General features: G+C 49.5%; 18 protein-coding genes. 4 read left to right on the top strand and 14 right to left on the bottom strand.

Annotated features, from left to right (window positions below; all coding sequences use genetic code 11):
- Window positions 1-69: 69 nt before the first annotated feature.
- Both rpmA and rplU read right to left on the bottom strand, forming a co-directional pair.
- Window positions 70-327: a 50S ribosomal protein L27 gene (gene rpmA / locus K5X84_RS02240; RefSeq protein ID WP_054489947.1), complete on the bottom strand. Its 258-nt coding sequence runs from the start codon at window positions 325-327 to the stop codon at window positions 70-72.
- A 15-nt stretch (window positions 328-342) separates the two neighbouring features.
- A complete protein-coding gene (rplU, locus tag K5X84_RS02235) occupies window positions 343-654 on the bottom strand; it encodes a 50S ribosomal protein L21 (RefSeq protein ID WP_011233736.1) in 312 nt (103 codons plus the stop codon).
- Window positions 655-846: 192 nt separating this feature from the next.
- Between rplU and ispB the strand changes: the two genes are divergently transcribed.
- On the top strand, window positions 847-1818 hold the full coding sequence (gene ispB / locus K5X84_RS02230) for an octaprenyl diphosphate synthase (protein WP_222236972.1): 972 nt from the start codon (window positions 847-849) through the stop codon (window positions 1816-1818).
- 569 nt (window positions 1819-2387) lie between these two features.
- Here the strand turns inward: ispB and mdh are convergent.
- Window positions 2388-3320, bottom strand: coding sequence for a malate dehydrogenase (gene mdh / locus K5X84_RS02225; RefSeq protein WP_054489946.1), 933 nt, complete (start codon window positions 3318-3320; stop codon window positions 2388-2390).
- A gap of 187 nt (window positions 3321-3507) precedes the next feature.
- Between mdh and argR the strand changes: the two genes are divergently transcribed.
- Window positions 3508-3981: a transcriptional regulator ArgR gene (gene argR, locus K5X84_RS02220; RefSeq protein ID WP_222236471.1), complete on the top strand. Its 474-nt coding sequence runs from the start codon at window positions 3508-3510 to the stop codon at window positions 3979-3981.
- Here the strand turns inward: argR and K5X84_RS02215 are convergent.
- The gene (locus tag K5X84_RS02215) at window positions 3957-4910 is read right to left on the bottom strand and encodes a Dyp-type peroxidase (RefSeq protein ID WP_054489941.1); all 954 of its coding nucleotides are present in this window, start codon (window positions 4908-4910) and stop codon (window positions 3957-3959) included. The two genes, argR and K5X84_RS02215, sit on opposite strands and share 25 nt — an antisense overlap.
- A gap of 116 nt (window positions 4911-5026) precedes the next feature.
- On the opposite strand from K5X84_RS02215, the gene K5X84_RS02210 reads away from it, so the two are divergent.
- On the top strand, window positions 5027-6769 hold the full coding sequence (locus K5X84_RS02210; protein WP_222236470.1) for a DUF885 domain-containing protein: 1743 nt from the start codon (window positions 5027-5029) through the stop codon (window positions 6767-6769).
- 255 nt (window positions 6770-7024) lie between these two features.
- On the opposite strand, the gene K5X84_RS02205 is transcribed toward K5X84_RS02210, so the two are convergent.
- The 5 genes from K5X84_RS02205 to K5X84_RS02185 all read right to left on the bottom strand — a co-directional run bounded on the left by K5X84_RS02205 (window position 7025) and on the right by K5X84_RS02185 (window position 14743).
- A complete protein-coding gene (locus K5X84_RS02205; protein WP_222236469.1) occupies window positions 7025-7357 on the bottom strand; it encodes a type II toxin-antitoxin system RelE/ParE family toxin in 333 nt (110 codons plus the stop codon).
- Window positions 7358-7366: 9 nt separating this feature from the next.
- Window positions 7367-7627, bottom strand: a complete 261-nt coding sequence (locus tag K5X84_RS02200; protein WP_054489935.1) for a protein kinase family protein — start codon at window positions 7625-7627, stop codon at window positions 7367-7369.
- Window positions 7628-7892: 265 nt separating this feature from the next.
- Window positions 7893-10481, bottom strand: coding sequence for a bifunctional aconitate hydratase 2/2-methylisocitrate dehydratase (acnB, locus tag K5X84_RS02195; RefSeq protein WP_222236468.1), 2589 nt, complete (start codon window positions 10479-10481; stop codon window positions 7893-7895).
- Between the two features lie 141 nt (window positions 10482-10622).
- Complete coding sequence (locus K5X84_RS02190) at window positions 10623-13676, bottom strand: efflux RND transporter permease subunit (RefSeq protein ID WP_222236466.1); 3054 nt, start codon at window positions 13674-13676, stop codon at window positions 10623-10625.
- Window positions 13676-14743 carry an efflux RND transporter periplasmic adaptor subunit gene (locus K5X84_RS02185; protein ID WP_222236465.1) on the bottom strand — a complete coding sequence of 356 codons (1068 nt, stop codon included), beginning with the start codon at window positions 14741-14743 and terminating at the stop codon, window positions 13676-13678. Before K5X84_RS02185 ends, K5X84_RS02190 begins: the two co-directional genes overlap by 1 nt.
- A gap of 105 nt (window positions 14744-14848) precedes the next feature.
- Between K5X84_RS02185 and K5X84_RS02180 the strand changes: the two genes are divergently transcribed.
- Window positions 14849-15727, top strand: coding sequence for a LysR family transcriptional regulator (locus K5X84_RS02180; protein WP_222236463.1), 879 nt, complete (start codon window positions 14849-14851; stop codon window positions 15725-15727).
- Window positions 15728-15979: 252 nt separating this feature from the next.
- Here K5X84_RS02180 and K5X84_RS02175 read toward each other — a convergent pair whose 3' ends face one another.
- The 5 genes from K5X84_RS02175 to lpdA all read right to left on the bottom strand — a co-directional run bounded on the left by K5X84_RS02175 (window position 15980) and on the right by lpdA (window position 24356).
- Window positions 15980-19081, bottom strand: coding sequence for an efflux RND transporter permease subunit (locus K5X84_RS02175; RefSeq protein ID WP_222236462.1), 3102 nt, complete (start codon window positions 19079-19081; stop codon window positions 15980-15982).
- Between the two features lie 8 nt (window positions 19082-19089).
- Window positions 19090-20325 carry an efflux RND transporter periplasmic adaptor subunit gene (locus K5X84_RS02170; protein WP_222236461.1) on the bottom strand — a complete coding sequence of 412 codons (1236 nt, stop codon included), beginning with the start codon at window positions 20323-20325 and terminating at the stop codon, window positions 19090-19092.
- 43 nt (window positions 20326-20368) lie between these two features.
- Window positions 20369-20713 (bottom strand): hypothetical protein, encoded by a 345-nt coding sequence (locus K5X84_RS02165; protein ID WP_222236460.1) that lies wholly within the window; start codon window positions 20711-20713, stop codon window positions 20369-20371.
- Between the two features lie 9 nt (window positions 20714-20722).
- Entirely contained in the window at window positions 20723-22792 is a 2070-nt protein-coding gene (locus K5X84_RS02160; RefSeq protein ID WP_222236459.1) for a M13 family metallopeptidase, read from the bottom strand.
- Window positions 22793-22928: 136 nt separating this feature from the next.
- Entirely contained in the window at window positions 22929-24356 is a 1428-nt protein-coding gene (gene lpdA, locus K5X84_RS02155; protein WP_054489921.1) for a dihydrolipoyl dehydrogenase, read from the bottom strand.
- Between the last annotated feature and the right edge of the window lie 4 nt (window positions 24357-24360).

Here is a 24360-nt window from a genome sequence, read left to right as displayed (position 1 = left end):
ACATATGAAAAAGCCCCGCCGTAAGGCAGGGCTTTCAGAACCGAAACTTTTCAGTTTATGTTCACGTTATTAGTCAGTAATAACGCTCACAAATTTACGGTTTTTGCTGCCCTTCACTTCAAAAGACACTTTGCCTTCTGAGGTTGCAAACAATGTATGGTCTTTACCAATACCTACGTTCGCTCCCGCGTGGAACTTAGTACCACGTTGACGAACCAGGATGTTGCCTGCTAATACAGACTCACCACCGAAGCGCTTAACACCGAGACGTTTACTCTCTGAGTCGCGACCGTTTTTAGTAGAACCACCAGCCTTTTTATGTGCCATGTCGTTACTCCTTAATTAGCTGTTGATACCAGTGATTTTCACTTCCGTGAACCACTGACGATGGCCTTGTTGACGACGAGAGTGCTTACGACGACGGAACTTAACGATTTTAATTTTATCGCCACGACCGTGATCAATCACTTCCGCTTTCACTTTACCACCGGATACGAACGGAGCACCGATGTTTACATCGTTGCCGTCAGAAACCATCAAAACCTGGTCGAATTCAACTACATCACCGGTAGCTGCTTCCAGTTTTTCCAGGCGGACGATTTGGCCTTCAGACACACGGTGCTGCTTACCGCCACTTTGGAATACTGCGTACATATTATTCTCCACAACCCTATTGGGCATCCAAATTCAAATCAGGGCGCGAATTGTACGTAATCCCGCCAGCGATCGCAACCCTTTATTTGAACTTAAAGGCTACGCCATCTGCCGCGCTTTGAGTTTCCGCGCCGCCTTAAATAGTGTACCATCCCTTTTCCGTTAAATTTTGTAAATAAACAGATATCTATGATGGATATGCAGTCCATTAACGCATTAGCCAAAGACGATATGCTTGGCGTAAATGCTTTAATAGGTGAACAACTTCAATCGGATGTTGCCTTAATTAACCAGTTAGGCCTCTATATTGTCAACAGTGGTGGTAAACGCTTACGCCCACTGCTTGCCATATTAGCTTGCCGAGCCCTGGGTTATGAAGGTAACGACCACCGCAAACTAGCGACAATTATCGAGTTTATTCATACCGCGACCCTGCTGCACGACGATGTCGTCGACGAGTCGGAGCTTCGCCGTGGACGTAAAACCGCTAATGCGGTGTTCGGTAATGAAGCCAGCGTGCTGGTGGGTGACTTCCTTTATACCCGCGCTTTTCAGCTAATGGTCGATTTAGACTCACTGCGGATTCTGCGGATTTTAGCGGATGCCACCAACGTTATTTCTGAAGGTGAAGTACTGCAGTTAATGAACTGTAACGACCCCGATACCTCAGAAGCCAGCTACTTCAATGTCATTTACGGAAAAACCGCCAAGCTGTTTGAAGCCGCAACTGAGCTGGCCGGCGTATTAACCGCACAGGACGAAAAAGTAACGCAGCAACTGGCCGATTACGGTCGTTACCTGGGTACCGCGTTTCAGTTGGTGGACGATTTACTGGATTACACCGCCGACAGCGAATCTATGGGCAAAAATGCCGGTGATGACTTAGCAGAAGGTAAGCCCACACTGCCGTTGTTATACGCCATGTGGCACGGCAACGAAACCGAGCAAAAGCTGATTCGCGAAGCCATTGAACAAGGCGACGGACGTGAGCACTTACAAACCGTGCTTACGGCTATGGAACGAACGGGAGCTTTGCAATACACCCGCGATAAAGCTTTAGAAGCCGCCGAACAAGCGCGCCAGTCATTAAGCGATCTCCCGGACTCCGACTACAAACAAGCCCTTCTCACCCTAACCCACCTGGCAGTGGACCGGGTGGCGTAAGAAATGTCTTGGGGGGGCAGGCTGTTGGCTTGCTTCGCTTGAGCATTGAAGGTTTCTATGGCGGAGACGCTACGAGCTCATCCATGAGGGCTTGACGAAGGCCATCCATGGCCTTCGACACTCCGCCATAGAAACCTTCAACACTCGTAACGCTCACAATCCAACAGCCTGCCCCTTTTAACCATCTTCTAGCCTGATAATTAAAAAGCTAACACTGTGTATCAATTGGAACATTTGAGCGTACATCTAGCTGGAAAAATATTGGGGAAGATCAGTATTGGCGAAAAGTCATTGCGGGTTATCTGGAGGTAGCCTGATATTCACATCAGGTGGAAAGTCCAAACATAGCTCCTGACTACATACCTTTCAGCAAGTAGCATGCAGATATTGGGGTTGGTCAGTATTGGCGATACGCCATTGCGGGTTATCTGGAGAAAGTGTGCAGCGCCAAGGATGGCGCTGCCCAAGCCTTACAGGGACGTACTTGCAGGCGTCTTTCGAAAGATAACCTGCAATGGCCAGCCAATGCTGGCCTGCCCCAATATTTTCAAGAGCGGATTACTGAAAGCTTAGCTGGCGAAGTCGATGCCTTTTTGGATGTCGCCTTTCAGGCCGTCGAGCATTTCGTCCATGCATTTTTGTTCAAAGGCACTAAGTTTGCCGTAAGACAGAATTTCTTCGGCGCCATTTTTGCCTAAGCGTACTGGCTGTGCGAAGAACTTAGCGTTGTCGCCTGGGCCTTCTACGTAAGTGCACTCAATAGTGTCCTGACCTTGCAGGCCTTTCAGCAATGACAATGCAAAGCGTGCTGCTGCCTGACCCATAGAAAGGGTTGCTGAACCGCCGCCGGCTTTTGCTTCAACGACTTCAGTACCTGCGTTCTGGATACGGTGAGTTAAGTCTTTGATTTCTTGCTCAGTAAACTCAACGCCTTCAACTTGTGACAGCAATGGCAGAATGGTTGTGCCGCTGTGGCCACCAATAACTGGCACGTTTACGTTTTCAGGGTTCAGACCACGTAGCTCGCCAACGAATGCTTCTGAACGGATAACGTCCAGAGTAGTAACACCGAACAGTTTACGCTTGTCGTAGCAGCCTGCTTTTTTCAGGACTTCGGCAGCAATTGGTACTGTGGTGTTTACCGGGTTGGTGATGATTCCAACACAAGCGTCAGGGCAGTTGTCTGCAACGCCTTGTACTAAGTTTTTAACGATGCCGGCGTTCATGTTGAACAGGTCAGAGCGATCCATACCTGGCTTACGAGGTACGCCGGCAGGAATTAATACGATGTCGCTGCCAACTAATGCTGACGCAAGATCATCTTTACCGAAGCCTGTTACTTTCACGTCGGTAGGGATATGACTTAAGTCAACCGCTACACCTGGAACTACTGGCGCAACGTCATACAGCGATAATTCTGAACCTGCTGGTAACTGGGTTTTCAGAAGTAATGACAATGCCTGGCCGATACCACCGGCCGCACCTAATACGGCTACTTTCATCTCAGACTCCGTTTTTGTTAGTCAATTTTAACTGCATAAAAATGCAGAATTTGGCGCAAAACTGTACTCCAATATCACTAAAAATACAACTTTGCGCGGTACACATTCAGCACTCGAATAGCGCATCTATATGCAGTACACTGGGGATTATTATAGCATGTAACCAGTATAGGAATTGAACTCTCTCATGGTGCAAGACACGTTACTCGAAGCTTTTAAAACCCTTCTTCGCGAAGAGCGTTATGGCTCACAGGGAGAAATTGTTAATGCCTTGAAAGACGAGGGCTTTGATAACATTAGCCAGTCTAAAGTCTCGCGCATGTTGAGTAAGCAAGGCGCGGTTCGTACCCGCAATGCAAAGCAGGAAATGGTGTACTGCTTACCGCCCGACTTAGCGGTGCCTTCCACTAAGGCACCATTAAGCCAGCTTGTACTGGATATTCAGCACAATGATGTCATGGTGATTATTCGCACCAGCCCGGGGGCGGCTCAGTTGATTGCCCGCTTGCTTGATTCGGTGGGTAAAAAAGAAGGTGTGCTTGGTACGATAGCCGGCGACGACACTATTTTTATCGCACCACTTAAGGTTGCTGATATCGACTTTACTCTGAAAAAGGTTCGGGAGTTATTTGCCAGTCAGGCGGTATTACCTTCTTCCTGATCCGCTACTTCTTTGTTGTCTTCCATAAAACGCATTGAAGGAACAAAAAAGCCGCAGTTGGATACCGCTTGCGAATAATCCAGTAAGGGGTCGTAGGCCCCTTGTTCGTCGGCGTAATATCGATTTTTAAGCCACTGCACCACCATTTTCGGTGTGTGACTAAAATACATAGCGAGCAGCCCCTGTTCGCGCAGGTCACCCCAGGGCATATTCTGCCGCAGTAAAGGAATGGGTTGTTCATTGCCGTCCACTAGACGACTTTTGGCTGCATGTGTAACACCTTCAATTTTAGCTTCGGATAAACGTTCGCCTGAGACTTTTTCACGCCCCATGAGTTGCTCTTGTTTTTCCGGGCCCAGGTAGTCCCAGCGGCGTAAGTCGTGACGAAACTTTTGTACGAACAAATAACTGCCATCCACAAAGTCGGCATCGTCTTTTTCTTCTACTAATGCCACCTTACGTTTGCTCATGCCTCTGGGGTTGTCAGGCGCATCGATAAAACCGGTCAAGTCGCGGCCGTCGAGATAACGGAAGGAACGAATTTGCTCGACCACTTCAATGTCATAACCAAACCATTCAATTAATGTGCGCCCGGCAAGGTAGTTAGCGTCGAAGCGGTCACAACGAATTTGAATGATGAGATCATAAGGGTGCCTTGGTGCTTCCCGGTCGCCGTCGGAAAGTTCGGGGAAAGCCTGCAAGTGAAGTGGCTTCTTGTGTGGGTAAAGAATGTCCCAGTAATCGGCGCCTATGCCGACAAAGCCTGTTAACATGGCTTCTGAGAAGCGGGCGTCAAGATCGCGTAAAATGGCTGGAAAGCGAGCCAGTTTACGGCGTAAACTTTCAACGTCGTCGCTCATGACATGACAAAACAACGTCAGACCATGCAGATTAGGTTCCGCGTAGACTCCTGACTGAGCTTTATCCACCCTATTCTCCCGTTTAACTGTTATTTTTGTGTGTTCGTTCTATTCGCTTTTACATTAAATAGCGCACGAGGCATTATAGAATGCCTGTATTCGTTATGACACCGCAAGGAAAAATCATGCGCAATCTGATACTTATTTTTGGTTTGCTTGGACTGACTGCCTGTGCGAGCACGGCAGACAATCAAACTCAGCGTAGCAGTGCTCAACAACAGACTCCGGCTGCTGAGTTTCATCAGTTGGCTGACACTATCTGGGAAGGACTGAATGAGTCCAGCGAAACCGAGCTGACCGATATGTCACCGGAAGCCTTAGAGCAACGTTACCAACAACGCTTTGAGTGGCTTGAACAGCTGAACGCCGTTAACCTTAACGAGCTAAGCCGGGATGACCAGATAAACCATGCAATGATTCACTACACCTTAAAGAACAAGGTCGATGAGTACCGCTTTAATGCGCACTATATGCCATTGACCGCAGAAGGTAGCTTTCACAGCTCTTTAGCTTTCATGCCTTCTTATACGTCATTTTCATCGGCGGAAGACTACCAGAATTACATAGCAAAACTGCGCTCAATTCCTCGTTACATGGAGCAGCAGACTCATTGGTTGCGTAAAGCGATTGAAGAAGGTTACACCCAGCCTGCAGCCGCTATGGCCGGTTTTGAAGAAAGTATACTGGCTTACATTGTGCAGGATGCTAAAGACAGCGTTTACTTCTCTCCTTTTGCACACCAGCCGGGCTTTGTTGATAGCGAACAATGGGAGCAACTTAAAAGCGATGCATTAACCGCTATTGATGACCAGGTGATGCCAGCTTACGACGACTACTTTACCTTTATGGTTACCGAGTACTTGCCGAGTGCACGTGAAAGCATTGGTGCCAGCGAGCTACCCAATGGGGACGACTTTTATCAGAACCGTATTAAGCATTACACCACGCTGAATATGACCGCTGACGAAATTCATGAAATTGGTCTGCAGGAAGTTGCTCGCATTCGCGGTGAAATGCTGGAAGCCATTGAAGCAACCGGCTTCGATGGTGACTTTGACGAGTTTGTTGAGTTTTTACGTACCGACGACCAGTTCTATCCGGAAACAGCAGAAGAGTTGCTACAGTACGCAGCCTGGATAGCGAAGAAAATGGACGGTGAACTGCCTAAGCTTTTCAAAACCCTGCCGCGTAAACCTTATGGCATAGCTCCGGTTCCGGCTGAGATAGCACCGAAATACACAACCGGCCGCTATTCAGGTACCAACCGCGATGACCGCGCTGGTTTTTATTGGGTGAATACCTACGCGTTAGACCGCCGTCCGCTTTACCAGATGGAAGCGCTGACGCTGCACGAAGCGGTACCGGGTCATCATTTACAAAACGCGATTGCGGGTGAGTTAGAAGACTTGCCGGAATACCGTCAGCAGACCTACATTTCAGCTTTCGGTGAAGGCTGGGGTCTGTATTCTGAGTACTTAGGGCTGGAAGCGGGTTTTTATGAAGACCCTTACAGCAACTTTGGACGTTTAAGCTATGAAATGTGGCGGGCGGCACGCTTAGTGGTGGATACGGGTATGCATGCCAAAGGCTGGAGTCGTGAACGCGCAATGGACTTTATGGCCAACAACACCGCGTTGTCACTGCATAACGTGAAAACCGAAATTGACCGTTACATTACCTGGCCTGCCCAAGCGCTTTCATACAAGCTTGGCGAACTGACTATTAAGCGTTTACGCAACGAAGCAGAACAGCAGTTGGGTGATAAGTTCGACATTCGTGAATTCCACGATGCAGTACTGGAAAACGGCAGCGTGCCACTGAAAGTACTCGAGCAGCACATCAACGACTGGATTGCTGAACAGAAATAGAACAGAACTCCCGCTATCAGGTAGGGGCAGGTTTTTCACTTATTTCGCTTGAGCATTGAGTACTTCTGTGACGGAGACGCTACGAGCTCATCCATGAGGGCTTGACGAAGGCCATCCATGGCCTTCGACACTCCGCCACAGAAGTACTCAACACTCATAACGCTCACAAGTGAAAAACCTGCCCTATCGACTTACGAACACACCGCTGACCAACACAGAACAATGACGTATCAGTTTTATTGCGCAGAGATCTCACTACAAAATCGTTATCTGGTAAACCAGCTCTTGGGTATTCTGTTTCTGTCGAAGAAAGGCCATGACGTAACTCGTTTTATCTTTCTCATCCAGACGAAATAAGATCTTATAATTATCTACTAGCATTACTCGATAGTCAGTGATACCTAACGTCTCAAGTTCATGAGAAATGGGGAATTGCAAAGGGTTATCGCCGAGTTTATTGGTGGCGAAATCAAGAAGTTGATGACCTAATCTAATAGCTTCTTCCTGGCCCAGAAAAGATTCCATATAGCGGGTTAAAACAGCCAGAGTCTTATAACTGAGCTCCGTAAAATGAACATCGTAGTTCATAACTGAGGACTAAAGCTCAAACTTCTTTGTACTGAGTTCACGCTCTAGCCTTTCTCTTGCTTCGCTAAGAGATAGAAGATTCTGATTTCGAATATCCCGCTCAGCCAGATTCATCAATTTAAGTGTCGCGATAGCTTCGTCTCTCTGTCGAGCGCTGGCTTCTGACTCAATACGGTATACCGGATTTCCACCCTGAGTGACAACAATAGGCTCTTCGACATTCAGTGACGCCGCATTTTGCTTAATGTAACTAATGGTTTTTATCTGCATAGATCTCTCCCGACTGAACAGTCTAAATATAGACTATAAACAGACCACCTGCAAGCCAGGATATCTCACCTGATGTGAACAACAGGCTACTGAATATCAGACACAAAAAAACCGCCGAAGCGGTTTTATAAGTTGCTAATGAGTGCGTTCAACGGTTGCGAGGACTCTTAACGAGGTGGGCAGCGCCATGGATGGCGCTGCCCAAGCCCTACAGGGAAGTACTTGCGGGCGTCCTCGTAAAGAGTCCTTGCAACCTAAGCACTCATTAAGCCACGTTGATGGTTGGGATGATGTTTTCCTTGGCCGCTTTTTCTGCGTCGCGGAAGGCATCCATCTGGTCGAAGTTCAGGTATTTGTAAACTTCGCCTGCCATCGAATTGATGTCCTGTGCGTACTCCAGGTATTCTTCCGGAGTTGGCAGGCGACCAACGATAGCACCGACAGCTGCAAGCTCTGCAGAAGTCAGATAAACGTTTGCGCCATCACCCAGGCGGTTCGGGAAGTTACGGGTTGAGGTAGACAGTACCGTAGCGCCCGGCTCTACCCGTGCCTGGTTACCCATGCACAGTGAGCAACCCGGCATTTCAGTACGAACACCATTACGCTCATAAATGTCGTAATAACCTTCGGCTTCCAGCTGGGTTTTGTCCATTTTCGTTGGTGGTGCAATCCACAGGCGGGTATTTAATGGGTCAGAGTTTTTCTCTAACAATTTACCTGCTGCACGGAAGTGACCAATGTTGGTCATGCACGAACCGATGAAAACTTCATCGACGTTGTCGCCGGCAACTTCGCTTAAGAACTTCGCGTCGTCCGGGTCATTCGGGCAACAAACGATAGGCTCTTTTATCTCGTTCAGGTCAATTTCGATAACTGTCGAGTAATCAGCGTCTTTGTCCGCACGCGTCAGCTCTGGGTTTTCTAACCATTCTTCCATCTTACGGGCACGACGTTCCAGCGTACGCGCATCGCCGTAGCCTTCGTTGATCATCCAACGCAGCATGGTGATGTTAGAGCGCAGGTACTCGGCAACCGACTCTTCTGACAGGTCGATGGTACAACCGGCCGCTGAACGCTCAGCAGAAGCGTCAGACAATTCAAATGCCTGCTCTACGGTTAAGTGATCAAGACCTTCAATTTCTAAGATACGACCCGAGAAGATGTTTTTCTTGCCGCGCTTATCAACGGTCAGGTGACCTTCTTTGATAGCAAACGCAGGAATGGCATGAACCAGATCACGTAAAGTAATACCCGGCTGCATTTCACCTTTGAAACGCACCAATACTGACTCAGGCATATCCAGTGGCATTACGCCGGTAGCTGCGGCGAACGCAACCAGACCAGAGCCGGCCGGGAATGAAATACCCAGCGGGAAACGGGTGTGCGAGTCACCACCGGTACCAACGGTATCTGGCAACAACATACGGTTCAGCCAGCTGTGGATGATACCGTCGCCCGGACGTAAGCTTACGCCGCCACGGTTCATAATAAAGTCAGGCAAGGTGTGCTGAGTTTCAACGTCAACCGGCTTAGGATAAGCAGCGGTGTGACAGAACGACTGCATAACCAGGTCTGAGTTAAAGCCAAGGCAGGCCAGGTCTTTTAACTCGTCACGGGTCATAGGACCGGTAGTGTCCTGAGAACCAACGGTGGTCATCTTAGGTTCGCAATAAGCGCCCGGGCGAACCCCTTCCATGCCACAAGCTTTACCGACCAGTTTCTGCGCCAGCGAGAAACCTTTGCCGCTATCTGCCGGTTGCTCTGGCTTACGGAATAAGTCAGATGGACCCATGCCCAGAGATTCACGTGCCTTTTCTGTCAGGCCACGGCCAATAATCAGGTTAATACGGCCACCGGCACGCACTTCATCTAAAATAACGCGAGACGCATAATCGTACTCAGCGATAACGTCGCCGGCTTCGTTCTCGATTTTGCCTTCGTATGGGTAGATAGTGATGACATCGCCCATGTTCATTTTTTCAACGTCGGCTTCAAACACCAACGCACCTGCGTCTTTCATGGTGTTGAAGAAAATTGGTGCGACTTTAGAGCCAATGCAGATACCGCCGGCACGCTTGTTTGGTGTGCCAGGCATGTCTTCGCCAATGTTCCACAATACTGAGTTGGTCGCTGATTTACGTGAAGAACCAGTACCCACTACGTCACCAACGAAGGCAACCGGGTGACCTTTTTCTTTTAATTCTTCAATTTGCTTGCCTGCATCAGTAATGCCTTCGCGTGGCATTTTGTACATAGCTTTGGCGTGCAAAGGAATGTCCGGACGAGACCAGGCATCGGGTGCCGGCGACAGGTCATCGGTATTCGTTTCGCCTGTCACTTTAAAGACGGTTGCTTTAATTGATTTAGGCAGCTCGTCGCTGTCGGTGAACCATTCAGCATTTGCCCAGGATTCAACCACTTCTTTCGCCAGCGCATTACCGGCTTTCATTTTCTCTTCCACGTCGTGGAAGGCGTCGAACATTAAGATGGTTTCTTTCAGCTCTTTAGCGGCCAGTTCAGCCAGCTGAGAGTCGTCCAGCAATTCCACCAAAGTGACGATGTTGTAGCCACCGTGCATATTGCCCAGCAATTTTACTGCGTATTCTTTGCTGACAACCGGGCTTTCAATTTCGCCTTTAACAATGGCGCTTAAAAAGCCTGCTTTAACATAGGCAGCTTCATCCACACCCGGCGGTACACGCTCGGCCAGAAGCTCAACCAGGAATTCTTCCTCGCCTGCTGGCGGATTTTTCAGTAATTCCACTAAATCGGCTACTTGCTCGGCGTTTAATGGCTTCGGAGGGATGCCTTCTGCGGCGCGCTCTTCCACGTGCTGACGATATTCTTTAAGCACTGATATTACCTCTCATTTGCTTGCATGAATTCTAGACGGTTCACTAGTGCGGCGCATTATACGGATTTTGCTGTTAAATTCCCATGACGCAGGGCTATAAATCAGATAATTCAGGGTATAAACGGGATGAATGCGCCCGGGTTACGGGCGCGGTACTCTTTGGACTATGCCGTACATAACCGGAACAACAAACAGGGTTAGTACGGTAGCAAAACCCAACCCAAACATAATCACCGTTGCCATGCTGGCAAAGAAGTCATCAAACAGCAGCGGTATCATGCCTAAAATGGTGGTGGCTGCCGCCATTCCAACGGGACGAACACGACTGACGGCGGCATCGCTTAAGGCTTGAACCGCTTCTTTACCGGCGTCCAGTTCTGTATTGACCTGCTCCAGTAACACCACGCCGTTTTTAATCAGCATGCCGGACAAGCTCAGAAAACCGAGTAATGCCATAAAACCAAAAGGTTTATCCAGCAACAGCAACCCGACAGTTACGCCAATAATAGACAGCGGGACTGTTGTCCAAAGCACCGCCGCCTGGCGGATACTGTTAAATAACAGCACGGTAATGATAAACATAACCAGGAAACCCATTGGCAGTGCGCCAAACAATGCTTTTTCGGCCTTACCCGAAGCTTCATGTTCTCCGCCCCAGGTAAGCTCATAGCCCAGCGGCAACTCAATGGCTTCCAGTTCAGGTCGGACACGCTCAAATACCTGGGCCGCCGTTTCATCGGTCAGTAGATCATGATCAGCCATAACAGTAAGCGTTCGCTTACGGTCTCGTCGCAATATGAGCGGGTCTTCCCAGGTTACATCTATCGAGCGCGCTACTTGCGCCAGCGGTACAAACCGGTCAAACACCGGGCTGTAAATTTGCAACTCCTGCCAGTTGTCCAGATCAACACGTTCGGCAGCCGGGGCACGCTGCACTATTGGCAGCAAGTCAGTTCCGTCGCGGTAAACACCGATTTGCCGGCCAACAAAGTTAGCTAACAGAAGATTGTTAACGTCTTCTTTAGTGATACCGGCGCGACGACCCGCCGCTTCGTCGTATTGTGGTCGCAGCAGCTTGGTTGGGTGGCGCCAGTCGGAGCGAATATTCACCGCCCCTTCGTCCTCGGCCAAAATACTCTGCGCTTTCTTACTTAATTGGCGCAATACGTCAATATCAGGTCCAGAGAAACGCGCTTCAATTTTTGCCGGAGTAGCCGGACCAATTTCAACCCGTATCAGTTTGTCCTCAACATCCGGATGCTCTTCACGAATACGCTGGCGAATGTCCTTCATTAACGCATCCATGCTGTCTTTGTCCTCTACCCGCACCAGCAACTGTGCGTAGCTCTCGTAACTTTTTTCCACCAGATAGGTCAGGGTAAAACGGGGCGCACCCTGGCCTATGGTGGTGGAGACCGAGGTCACTTCGCTTTTATCCAGCAGGTAGTCTTCCAGGCGCTTTGAATCCTGTTCGGTATGACGAATATCGGTGCCCTGTGGATACCAGAGATCCACATAGAAAAGCGGCGTTGTCGAAGGCGGAAAGAACGCCTGTTTCACCTGACCGAATCCGGCCACAGCAGCAACCAGCATTGCCAGCATCACCGCCATGCTGATAATGCGATGCCGCAGACAAACCGCCAGCATTTTTTTGTAGCCGCGGTATACCGGATGAGAGAAAACATCGTCCTGATCATCGCCATTACCAATGTCCTTCGCGGAGTATAAACGGTCGGCTAAAAACGGAATGAGGGTCAGAGCTGTTACCCAGCTCAATAGTAAAGAAATGAGCAGCACCCAGAATAAGCTTCCGGCAAACTCACCGGTAGCGTCTGATGACAAACCAATTGGGGCGAAGGCAATAATACCAATAATGGTTGCACCCAGTAGCGGCCACTGATTTTGCTTCACCACACTAACAGCGGCTTCTACTTTACTCATGCCCCGCCGCATACCAACCATAATGCCATCGGCAATGACAATGGCGTTGTCCACCAGCATACCCAGAGCAATAATGAGCGCTCCCAGCGATACTCGTTGCAGGTTAATGTCGCCCAGTCGCATGAAAATAAAGGTGCCAAGAACCGTTAACAATAATACGGTTCCAATAAGTAACCCACTGCGAAAACCCATGGTCAGCAGCAATGCAATAATGACAATAGCAACGGCTTCAACCAGGTTAAGCAGAAAGTCATTTACCGAGTTTTCGACCTGATGCGGTTGATCATAAATACGGTCTACCGACATTCCTATTGGTTTGGCATAATCCAGTTCATCCAGCCGTTTCTGGATACGCTCACCAACTTCAACCACGTTGACGTTGTCCGCAAAAGACAGCGCCAGCCACAGCGACGCCTGCCCGTTATAACGAACCACATGATCCGGAATCTCTTTGGTCTCCCGGTAGATGTTCGCTACATCATGCAAGTAGATGCGCTGCTCGGCCCCAGGGTTACTGATAACCAGCTTTTCCATATCTTCAACGTCGGCAAATTCGCCACTGGTGGCAATGCGCAAAGCTTCCTGGTCAACGGTTACCCGCCCGGCATTTGCTACGGCATTTTGCGTTTGCAGTAAACCGGCAATGCGGCTGGGTGGAATACCAAAGTTAGCCAGCCGTGAACGAGAAACTTCAACCACCACCTGTTCCTGTTGCTCGCCGGCCAACATGACCTTTCCAACCCCGTCAATCAGCACCAGTTCGCGACGCAGGAAGTCCGCGTAATGCTCAATGTCTTTATAGGAATAGTCTGGCCCGGTAATGGCCATCATCACGCCGTACACGTCGGCAAAGTCGTCACGAATAATAGGCTCGCCGGTTCCGGGGGGAAGCTGAGTTTTGGCGTCGTTAATTTTGCGCCGCAGTTCATCCCAAATTTGACGCAGGTGTTCAGCCCGGTAGATGCTTTTCATCTCGACCGTTATTTGCGATAAACCAGGCTTAGAAATGGACCGTACATGGTCGACGTAGCTGAGTTCCTGAATAGCGTTTTCCAGCCGGTACGTTACCTCTTCTTCCACCTGCTGCGCCGAGGCTCCGGAGTACGGCGTAATGACCATAGCCTGCTTAATGGTGAACTTAGGGTCTTCCAGCCGACCAAGCTGAGTAAGAGCAACCAGACCACCAATTAACAGAACCAGGAAAAACATCCAACTGGTGGTTTTCCGCTCCATACTGTACTTCGCAATATTCATTACAGCCCCCGTTCGCGTTGCCATTCACGAACTTGCTGATTTTCCTTCAGCTGATGGACACCGGCCACCACTATGATTTCACCGGCTTCGAGCCCATCCAGTACAGTGAGCCCATCGTTGGTCATTGGTCCGACATTCACCTTGCGCTTTTGTACACGCATGTCGTCGCTAACCACCCACACATAAGAAGCGTCCCGGCTTTCGGTAAAGACGGCTTTAGCCGGCACAACAATACCAATTTGAGAAGAGCGCAACACCTCATTAATATCGACAATAACTGTTGCCGTCATGCCCGGCAGCACATTGATGTCCTGCGGTTTAGGTAGCGTGAACACCACCTCATAGGTGTTGGTTGCGCCGTCGGATTGCGAGTCCCACTCTTTTAAATGAGCCGGATAGGTAAAACCCGGCGCTGCGTCGAAGCGCACTTCCGGTTGATAGTCGGTCTGCTTTTTCACCTTGGCAAAAAGCTTTTCCGGCACATTAATACTGATATCAATGGCGTTGCTGATTTGCAAAGTAACAATGGGCTGCTTAGCCTGGATGTTTTCATAAGCTTCCACCGCCAGATTAGCAATGACACCGTCAAAAGGCGCGGTCAGTTCGGTATAGCGCAGGTTAGCTTTAGCGGTTTCGTAGTTTGATTTTGCAACTGCAAGCTCTGACTCAATTTGGTCAAATTGTCCTTCGGACATAACCCCTTCGCTCACCAGAACTTTATTGCGTTCGTATTGTGATAGCGCAAGTTCATACTGGGCTTTCGCCTGGTCCACCGCCAGTTGATAGTCGGTCGGGTCCAGACGGGCAATAAGCTCCCCTTGTTTTACTTCAGTCCCAGGCCGCGCCGGCAGTTCAATAACTTCACCCGCTACACGAAAAGTCAATTGAGCCACTTTCGCCGCTTCGACCACAGCCGGAAACTCTCGTAGACGAGGACCATTGGCTTCACTTACCTGCATTAACCTGGCAGGTCGCGCTTGCTGTTCTTCACTCACTTCGGCTTTTTCGCTGCAAGCCACGACAGTGGCAGCGGCAACGACAGTTAAGAATATTTTAAACCAGCGCATGACTTAAATTCCGTTTTTTCCGGGATGTTTGATGGCAATAAGTTTACCGCAAGTATAGTTACAGTTATATTGAATTAAAATTAAAAAGACCATCAGTAAAACTTAATGAATTTATCTCACCTTCACATGATGATCACCGTTGCCCGGCTTGGCAGCCTGCAGAAAACAGCTGAACAGCTCGGCCGCACACAATCGGCTGTGAGCATGGCATTAAAGAAGCTGGAAGAGAACGCGGGTTTTGCCTTATTTAACCGTGATGGTTATCGTCTGGAACTTACCGAACAGGGCCACCATTTTTTACGTCAGGCAGAAGAAGTGGTGCGCCAGCAGCAGCGCCTACAGTCCCTGGCTAACCAACTGAAACACGGTGCAGAACCTTTGCTGACACTGTGCTATGACCATACCTGTGACAGCAAACTCTGGATGCCCAGCATTCAACACATTCAGCAACAATACCCCGCTACCGAGCTGCACGTGGATGGAGAATCACAAATGCGTGCTCTGAAGCGCATTGATAACGGTACCGCCGATTTAGCCCTGTGTCCCTGGCTGCCTTTGTTTCGTCAGTACGGTGACTTTGAAACCTTACCGGTGGCGCCGTTTGAATTAACGGTGGTTATGTCAGCCGCGCTGATGAAGGAGTTTGGTCGTATGCCGCAAAGCCGTCAGGATTTATTAGAACTACCAATGCTGGTTCCGCAGAACCTGGAAATTGGCATTAACTTAGACTCGGTATTGCGGCTGCCCAGCCAGCAGCGCATAAGAGTGAATGAGGTTAACACTCAGTTTGAACTGCTGATGGCCGGTTTTGGCTGGGGTATTATTCCAAAACACATTGCTCTGGGAGCCCTCGAGCAGGGTAAGCTGGTTGAAATCACTATTCCAGGATTCGTCCAGCAGGTGCGCTTGGAGATCCACTTAGTACGCTCCGCTAACAGAACTTTAGGCCCCGCCGCCCATGCCATATGGGAACGCTTCGCCTGACGATGGTGCCTGACCTTCACGTCAGGAGAGGCGGGGGATGGTAAGGGTGGCAGATTCCGAGCGCTGGAGGTTGCAGGAACCATTGAGGAGGACGCCCGTGAATACATCCCTGTAGGGCTTGGGCAGCGCCATCCATGGCGCTGCACACCTCCTCAATAGTTCGCAGCATCCGTCAGGCGCGCTTTACATCTGCCACCCTCATTCACCATCCCCCGCCTCTCCTGATGCAATAGGATCAAGTCACATCGGATCTTATTTCCGGGCCAGGTAGAACACGGCAGGGATAACCAGCATAGAGATCAGCGGGGCTAAAACCATACCTCCTACCATGGGAGCGGCAATGCGCTGCATAACTTCGTTACCAACACCCCCGCCCAGCATTATCGGCAGCAAACCAACAATAATGGTCAGCACGGTCATGGCTTTAGGTCGTACGCGTAGCAACGCGCCTTCTTCTACCGCTGCCTTTAACTGGTTTTTATTGTAAGCCACGGCTTTCCAGGCGTTGTTCAGGTACAACAACATAACCACGCCGAATTCCGCGGCGACACCGGCAAGAGCTATCATGCCGACAATAACGGCCAGTGACAGGTTGTAGTCCAGCAGATAAATCAGCCACAGGCTGCCGGTCAGAGCTAAAGGCAAAGTGCCGATAACCAGCAGTGCCTGAGGTAACGAACGGAAGGTCATGTACAGCAACAACAGAATAACCAACAGCGTCAGCGGAATGATCTCTTTTAAGTCACCTTCCACCTGTTGCATGGCTTTGTATTGTCCGGTCCAGCTCCAGTTGTAACCAACCGGAATTTCCATTTTAGCCATAACATCACCGACTTGATTAATGTAATCGCTAACCGTGATGCCTTTCGCTGGTTCAATAAAAACCCAACTGCTTAAGCGGGCGTCTTCGCTTTTCAGCATGGCGGGTCCCTGAGTCACCCGAATGTCAGCGACATCGGACAGAGTCAGCCATTGTCCGGAGGCAGATTTCACCGGCAGGGTTTGCAGCTTCTCTATATGGTCGCGTTGCTCCCGGGGATAACGCAGATTAATAGGGAAACGCTCATTGCCCTGCACCGATGTCGCAATATTCGCTCCACCAATGGCGTACTGAATATGGTCGTGAATGTCGCTTTGGCTAATACCGTAACGGGCGGCTTCACGTAGCTTCGGCTCTATTTCAATATAACGACCGCCACCAGAGCGCTCTGCAATGACCGAACCTGTCGCCCCCTCTTCAGAAAGCGTCTCTTCAATACGGGTAGCCAGCTTTTCTATTTCACGAAAGTCACTACCGCTGACTTTAATCGCTAACGGGGTTTTAACACCGGTAGCCAGCATTTCAATGCGGGTGCGGATAGGTTGTACCCAGGCGTTGGTCACACCGGGTATCTGCACCCGCTCATCCAGCTCAGCAATAATGTCGTCCACGGTTATGCCATCACGCCACTCACTTTCAGGCTTGAGGGTAATGCTGGTTTCTATCATGGTCATTGGTGCCGGATCGGTAGCCGTGTCAGCACGACCAACTTTACCAAACACACGCTCAACTTCAGGTTGTTCTGCAATGAGCTTATCGGTTTGCTGTAGCAACTCGCCGGCACTTTCAACACTGATACCCGGCAATGTCGTCGGCATGTACATGAGGTCACCTTCATGTAGCGGCGGCATCAGCTCGTAATTGAGCTCTTTATACGGGTGCCAGGCAGATGCTGTGATCAGAAGGGCCAGCACAATAATGGTTTTAGGAAACTTAAGTGTGAAAGCCAACAATGGACGGTAAAGCGCAATTAAACCGCGCGACAGCCAGTTCTTTTCTTCGGCAGGTATTTTCCCGCGCACCAATAACGCAATAAGCACCGGTATCAGTGTTACAGCAATAATAGCTGCCGCGGCCATGGCCAGCGTTTTGGTATAGGCTAAAGGTTCAAACAGACGCCCCTGTTGGCCTTGCAGCACAAACACCGGAACAAAACTGACGGTAATGACCAGTAGCGAGAAGAACAGTGAAGGCCCCACTTCGCGACAGGCTTCATTAACAATTTTCAACCGCGCAGCACCTTTTGCGACTATCTGATGCCGTTCCTGATAGTTCTGCAGATGCTTGTGGGTGTTCTCTATCATGACAATGGCGGCATCTACCAGTGCCCCAATAGCAATAGCAATTCCCCCCAGGCTCATAATATTGGCGCTGATACCCAGCATGTTCATGATCCACACCGCGAACAGTACCGACAGCGGTAAGCTGATAATGGCCACCACCGCCGAGCGCGCATGCCAGAGAAATAAAATGCACACCACAGCGACAAAGAACATTTCTTCAATGAGCTTGGTGGTGAGGTTGTCTGTCGATGCCTGGATCAGGCTTGAGCGGTCATAGGTCGGAACCACCTTAACGCCCTCGGGCAGGCCCTGCTTCAGCTCTTCCAGTTTCTCTTTAACGGCGGCTATAGTTTGTAAGGCATTTTCGCCATGGCGCATGACCACAATACCGCCCACGACTTCGCCGTCGCCGTTCAGCTCGGTAATGCCGCGGCGTACCTGGGGCCCAATGCGAATATCAGCCACTTCTTCCAGCAGCACCGTACCCTGCTGCTCTGAGGTGAGCGGCAACGGAATTTTGCGAATGTCTTCGACACTTTTCAAATACCCCAGGCCACGAACCATGTATTCAGCTTCGCCCATTTCAACCACAGAGCCACCTACTTCGTTATTGGCCTGCTGAATGGTTTGCTTTACCTGATTCAGGGTAAGGTTATAACGATGCAAGGCTTCCGGCTGAAGTACCACCTGATAGGTTTCGACCATACCGCCAACCGTGGCAATTTCTGCTACCCCCTGCACACTTTGCAGCTCCTGTTTTAGGAACCAGTTTTGCAGGCGGGTTAGTTCACCCAGGTTACGCTGGTTGGTCTCATCAACCAGTGCGTATTGATACACCCAGCCAATGCCGGATGCATCGGGACCTAATTCCGGCCGAACTTGGTTCGGAAGCTGGTTTTGCGCTTGATCCAGGTATTCGTTCACCCGGCTTCTGGCCCAGTAAGGGTCGGTTCCGTCTTCAAAAATAACGTAAACGTACGAATCGCCAAAGAACGAAAACCCGCGTACTGAGGTGGCTTTAGGTACGGACAGCATCACACTCGAGAGCGGATAGGTCACCTGCTCCTCCACTACCGCCGGCGCTTGTCCCGGGTAATTGGTTTTGACGATAACCTGAACTTCCGACAAGTCCGGTATTGCGTCCAGTTTGGTTTGCTGCAGCGACTGCCAGGCCCAGAAAGCCAAACCTAAGAACAGCAGTAACACCATCCACGAGTTACGTATGGAGGCTTCAATAATACGAGCTAACATAAAACCTCCTAGTGGTTATGTTGTGGCGCAGGGGCATCATCGCTGCTATCCAGACCCAGACCTTGCAAGCTGGCCTCTGAGTCCAGAAGGAACTGACCCGAAGTGACCACTAACTCACCTTCCTGCAGGCCTTCTTCAATGGCAATTTCATTACCAACACGCAGTCCGGTCGTGACTTCGCGCACTTCAAATTCGCGCGCTCCGGATTTTACCACCACGCGGTTATTGGCGCCGGTGACAATTAAGCTGGCAACCGGCACAACCACAGCATCTCTTACTGGCTCCAGTTCAATATGAGCCGTCGCCCAGAGTCCTTCACGCAGCCGATCAATGGAGTCATTAACCGGAATACGGACTTTGATGGTCTGGGTTACCGGATCAACTTGCGGATAAATGTAGTCAATGGTGTTCATCCAGTGGCCGCCAGGGAAGTGCTCAGAAGAAATATGGGCCATTTGCCCGGTTTTTAACTGTTTGCTGTAACGCGCCGGAACATCGGCAAAGAACCACAGTTGATTGTCCTGCGTCAGCGTCAGCAACTTAAGCCCGGGCGACACGTACATGCCTTCCTGAATATCCAGACTGGTAATATAGCCCGACTCAGGGGCGTAATAGTCCACCACATATTCGGTTTCGCCACCTTGCTCAAGCGCTTTAATCTGCGCTTCGCTCATGCCCAGCAAACGCAGACGTTGCTGCCCGCGGCGTTTAAAGCTTTGTTGGTTGTCGCCGTTGCGGATATCCGAGAGTGAATCAAGCAGTTGAAGATAGTCGTCCTGTGCCACGACCAGGTCGGGTGCATACAGACTGTAGAGTTTGTCGCCCTTTTCTACCCACTGTCCTTCAACGTCGGCGTGTAATTCTTCTACCCAGCCTTCGGCGCGGCTGTGGATATGGCGTTGTGCAGATTCCTGCCAGCGTACCTGAGCCTGCGCCATTAACTGTGGCTGCAAGTCTTTGCGCTGAGCTTTAGCCGTAGTAACCCGAATAGCCTGCTGACTGGACTCTGGGACGGTGAAGCTTTTATCAGCTTTATGCTCAGAATGGTCCTGTTCAGGTTCTTTCTTGACCAAGTCCATACCGCAAATTGGGCAGGTTCCCGGCTCGTCACGAACCACCTGGCTGTGCATAGGGCAAACATATTCGGTGCTCTGCCCGAACGGGTTTTGATCTTCTGAATGGTTGTGTTCCTGAGCCAAAGTTAAAAATGGGATCAGGATTAATATAGCTATCCAATAACGCATGGTATTTCCTCGAAAACAACGGTTTAAGACGTAAAAACTGGGCTTAAACTGCGTGTTTCGGCGGACGTATCAACGTTTCAGTAATAACCGGAAGGTTTGAATAGATAGGCTCAGCAGCGTGAGTGGAGGCTGCTGGCGAAAGTTGTTTGAATGGATTCATCAGTCCCAGTTGACCAGCGCAATGTTGCTCGCACTGCTGGCAAAAACTGTCTTCCATATCACTGCAGGAGGTTGCTTCTTCCTCGCAACAGTCGTGACTCTCACTCATTTGTTCTGATTGCATAGTAGAGTCAGACATTTGGGCAGGCATAGCATGCACCATTGGTGAGGTCATGGACCCCACCAAAAGTGTCATTGTAATTGCTATAACTGCCCAAAGTTTCTTCATATACGCATCTTACCAGATAATAACGCGGTTTTCAGGTGCGACGTACAACTCATCACCTTCTTCAACATCAAAGGCTTCGTAGAACGCCGGAACGTTAACTACGGTGCCGTTCACACGATACTCTGCTGGTGAATGCGGGTCGCTCATGACCTGCTCACGAACGGCGTCTTCACGGTATTTACCACGCCATACCTGTGCCCAGCCGATGAACACACGCTGTTCGCCGGTAAAGCCGTCAAGAACCGGTGCTTCTTCACCTTCTAATGACATTTTGTAGGCTTCGTACGCAATGGTCAGGCCGGCCAGATCACCAATGTTCTCACCCAGAGTCAGATCACCATTGATATTAAGACCTTCAATTGGCTCATACTCACTGAACTGGTCAGACAGTTTTTGGCCGCGCTCATCAAAGGCTTGACGGTCTGCATCGGTCCACCAGCTTTGCAGGTTACCGTCACCATCGTATTTAGAACCCTGGTCATCAAAGCCGTGGCCCATTTCATGGCCGATTACCGCACCAATACCACCGTAGTTCACCGCCATTTCTGCGTCCATATCAAAGAATGGAGGCTGCAAAATACCGGCCGGGAATACGATTTCGTTACGCACAGGACTGTAATAAGCATTAACCGTCTGCGGTGTCATACCCCAGTCTTCTTCGTCAACAGGACCGCCAATCTTGGCAATTTCTTCCTGATAGTTGAATTCAGCATAGGCTTTATAGTTTGCAACTAAGTCTGTGGCAGAAATTTCCAACTTACTGTAGTCGCGCCATTCGCTTGGGTAACCGACTTTAGGATCAAATTTTTCCAGCTTCTCTAAGGCTTTTTCTTTGGTCTCTTCAGTCATCCACTCCAGGTTACGGATTGACTGACCATAAGCGTCGCGAAGGTTCTCAATCAAACCTTCCATTTTTTCTTTCGCTTCTGGCGGGAAGTATTCTTTAACGTACACCTGGCCTAAGACTTCACCTAACACACTGTTGGTTGCATCTACTGCGCGTTTCCAACGCGGCTCTTGCTCTGGTGTTCCACGTAAAGTAGTACCGTAGAAGTCAAAGCGACGCTTACTGATGTCTTCGCTAAGTGCAGAGGCATACTCGTTAACCAGACGGAAACTTAAGTAGTCTTTCCACGCCTGTACGTCGACTTCGCTAAACAGCTGCCCAAAGTCTTCAAAGTACGAGGGCTGACGGATGATCATGTTTTCAACGTGCGATAAATCAGACGTCTCAATGAAGCGCTTAAAGTTGAAGTTTGCCAGCATGTCGGACACTTCATCTGCGGATTTTTTATTATAAGTTTTGTCCGCATTACGGCTTTCTACACGACTCCACTGAACTTCAGCTAGCTGAGTTTCTAAATCCAGGATACGCTGTGCCGCTTCGCCGGCGTTTTCCACACCAACCATGCTCAAAATGTCTTCTGCGTATTCGACGTAAGCGTTACGGAATTCTTCAAACTTCTCGTCGTCTTTTAGGTAGTAGTCACGGTCAGGCAGGCCTAAACCTGACTGAGAAACATACATAGCGTTAGTTTGTGGATCTTTCGCGTCTGGGTAGACATAAAAACCAAATGGAATTGATACACCACCACGGAACATGCGTGCCATATGCTCAGAAACAGAATCGTGGTTTTCCAGCGCCTGAATGGCCGCTAAGTCATTCTGAATAGGCTTAGCGCCCAGTTCATTCAAGGTTTCCACGTCCATGAACGCATTGAAAAAGTCACCAATTTTACGCTCATTAGTGCCCGGCTCCGGGTTTTCCGCTGCGGCTTTTTCAATGATATCGCGTAAACGTTTCTGGTTTTGCTGGCGTAAATCGAAGAATGATCCGACAGATGAACGATCAGATGGAATTTCTGTTTTATCAATCCAGGTGCCATTAACGTACTGATACAGATCGTTCTCTGGCTTTACGCTGTGATCAAAGTTTTCTAAGACAACACCAGAGCTCAGTTCTTGTTTTGCTTCTTCAGCCTGCCGGGTTTGTTGCTTAGACTCTTCCTGCTGTGGTGAACATGCACCCAGCGTTAATGCCATAGAAACGCCTAGCGCTACAGCGGTCAATTTTTTCATCGATTGTTACCCTTTCTTTGAGTGTTCATTATTTTAACCACTCTAAACTAGCGCATTGTTAAATTCAGCGCAAAAAAAAACGGCCACATTCGCGATGAATGCAGCCGTTTTACCGATGATTTATCGTAACAAAATGTTACTTCTTCTTTTTCGCCTTAGGATTCGGCATATCGGTAATGGAACCTTCATGAAGTTCTGCAGCTAAGCCGACTGATTCATGTAAGGTTGGGTGTGCATGAACGGTCAGAGCGATGTCTTCTGCGTCACAGCCCATTTCAATGGCCAGGCAAATTTCGCCAAGCAGCTCACCGGCGTTGGTACCACACATAGCACCACCAATAATCCGGTTGTTCTTATCAAAAATAAGCTTAGTCATGCCTTGCTGCGCGTTTGACGCAATAGCACGGCCTGAAGCTGACCATGGGAAGGTTACTGCATCGTACTCAATACCCTGATCTTTGGCTTCTTTTTCAGTGACGCCGGCCCATGCAACTTCCGGGTTGGTGTACATGATAGAAGGAATGACTTTAGGTTCGAAGAAGTGCTTCTTACCGGCAATAACTTCTGCCGCAACATGCGATTCGTGAACCGCTTTATGCGCCAGCATTGGCTGACCAACGATATCGCCGATAGCGAAGATGTGATCAACGTTAGTACGCATTTGGCTGTCAACATTGATGAAGCCACGGTCGTCAACCTTAACGCCTGCTTTGTCCGCATCAATTTTATTACCGTTTGGTGCGCGACCTACAGCAACCAGAACCGCGTCGTATTTCACCGGATCTTTTGGCGCTTTATCACCTTCAAAAGTGACGTAAACTCCGTCTTTTTTCGCTTCAACGTTGGTTGCTTTGGTGCTTAACATCACGTTTTCGAAGCGACCTTTAATTTGCTTGTTGAAGCTCTTAATAATGTCAGCGTCCGCTGGTGGCACCAGCTGATCAGTCATTTCAACAACATCAACTTTAGAGCCTAATGACGCGTAAACCTGACCCATTTCCAGAGCGATAATACCGCCACCTAACAACAGCATTTTCTTCGGAATTTCTTTCAATTCCAGTGCGTCAGTTGAGTCCCATACGCGGTCGTCGTCGTGTGGAATGAACGGCAATTTAATGGCCTGAGAACCCGCCGCGATAATGGCGTTATCAAATTTAACTTCGGTTTCGCCGTCGTCGCCTTCAACTTTAATGGTGTTGCTGCCGGTAAATTTACCGTAACCGTTGACGATTTTTACCTTACGCATTTTCGACATCTGACCAAGGCCGCCGGTTAACTGACCAACCACTTTCTCTTTGTGCTTACGCAGCTTGTCCAGGTCAATCTTCGGCTCACCAAACTCAATGCCTTCTGCGGCCAGGTGTTGTGCTTCTTCAATGTGCTTGGTCATGTGCAGCAGTGCTTTTGACGGGATACAGCCAACATTAAGGCAAACACCGCCTAAGGTGCTGTAACGCTCAATCAAAACAACATCCAGACCCAAATCAGCTGCGCGGAAAGCTGCTGAATATCCACCTGGGCCCGAACCTAACACTACTACCTGTGTTGTAATTTTGTCGCTCATGTTA

Origin of the sequence: Idiomarina abyssalis, assembly GCF_019797805.1 — a bacterium.
Taxonomy (GTDB): Bacteria; Pseudomonadota; Gammaproteobacteria; order Enterobacterales; family Alteromonadaceae; genus Idiomarina; species Idiomarina abyssalis.
Note: the sequence above shows the minus strand (reverse complement) of the source record. Positions and strands in the feature narration are given on the sequence as shown.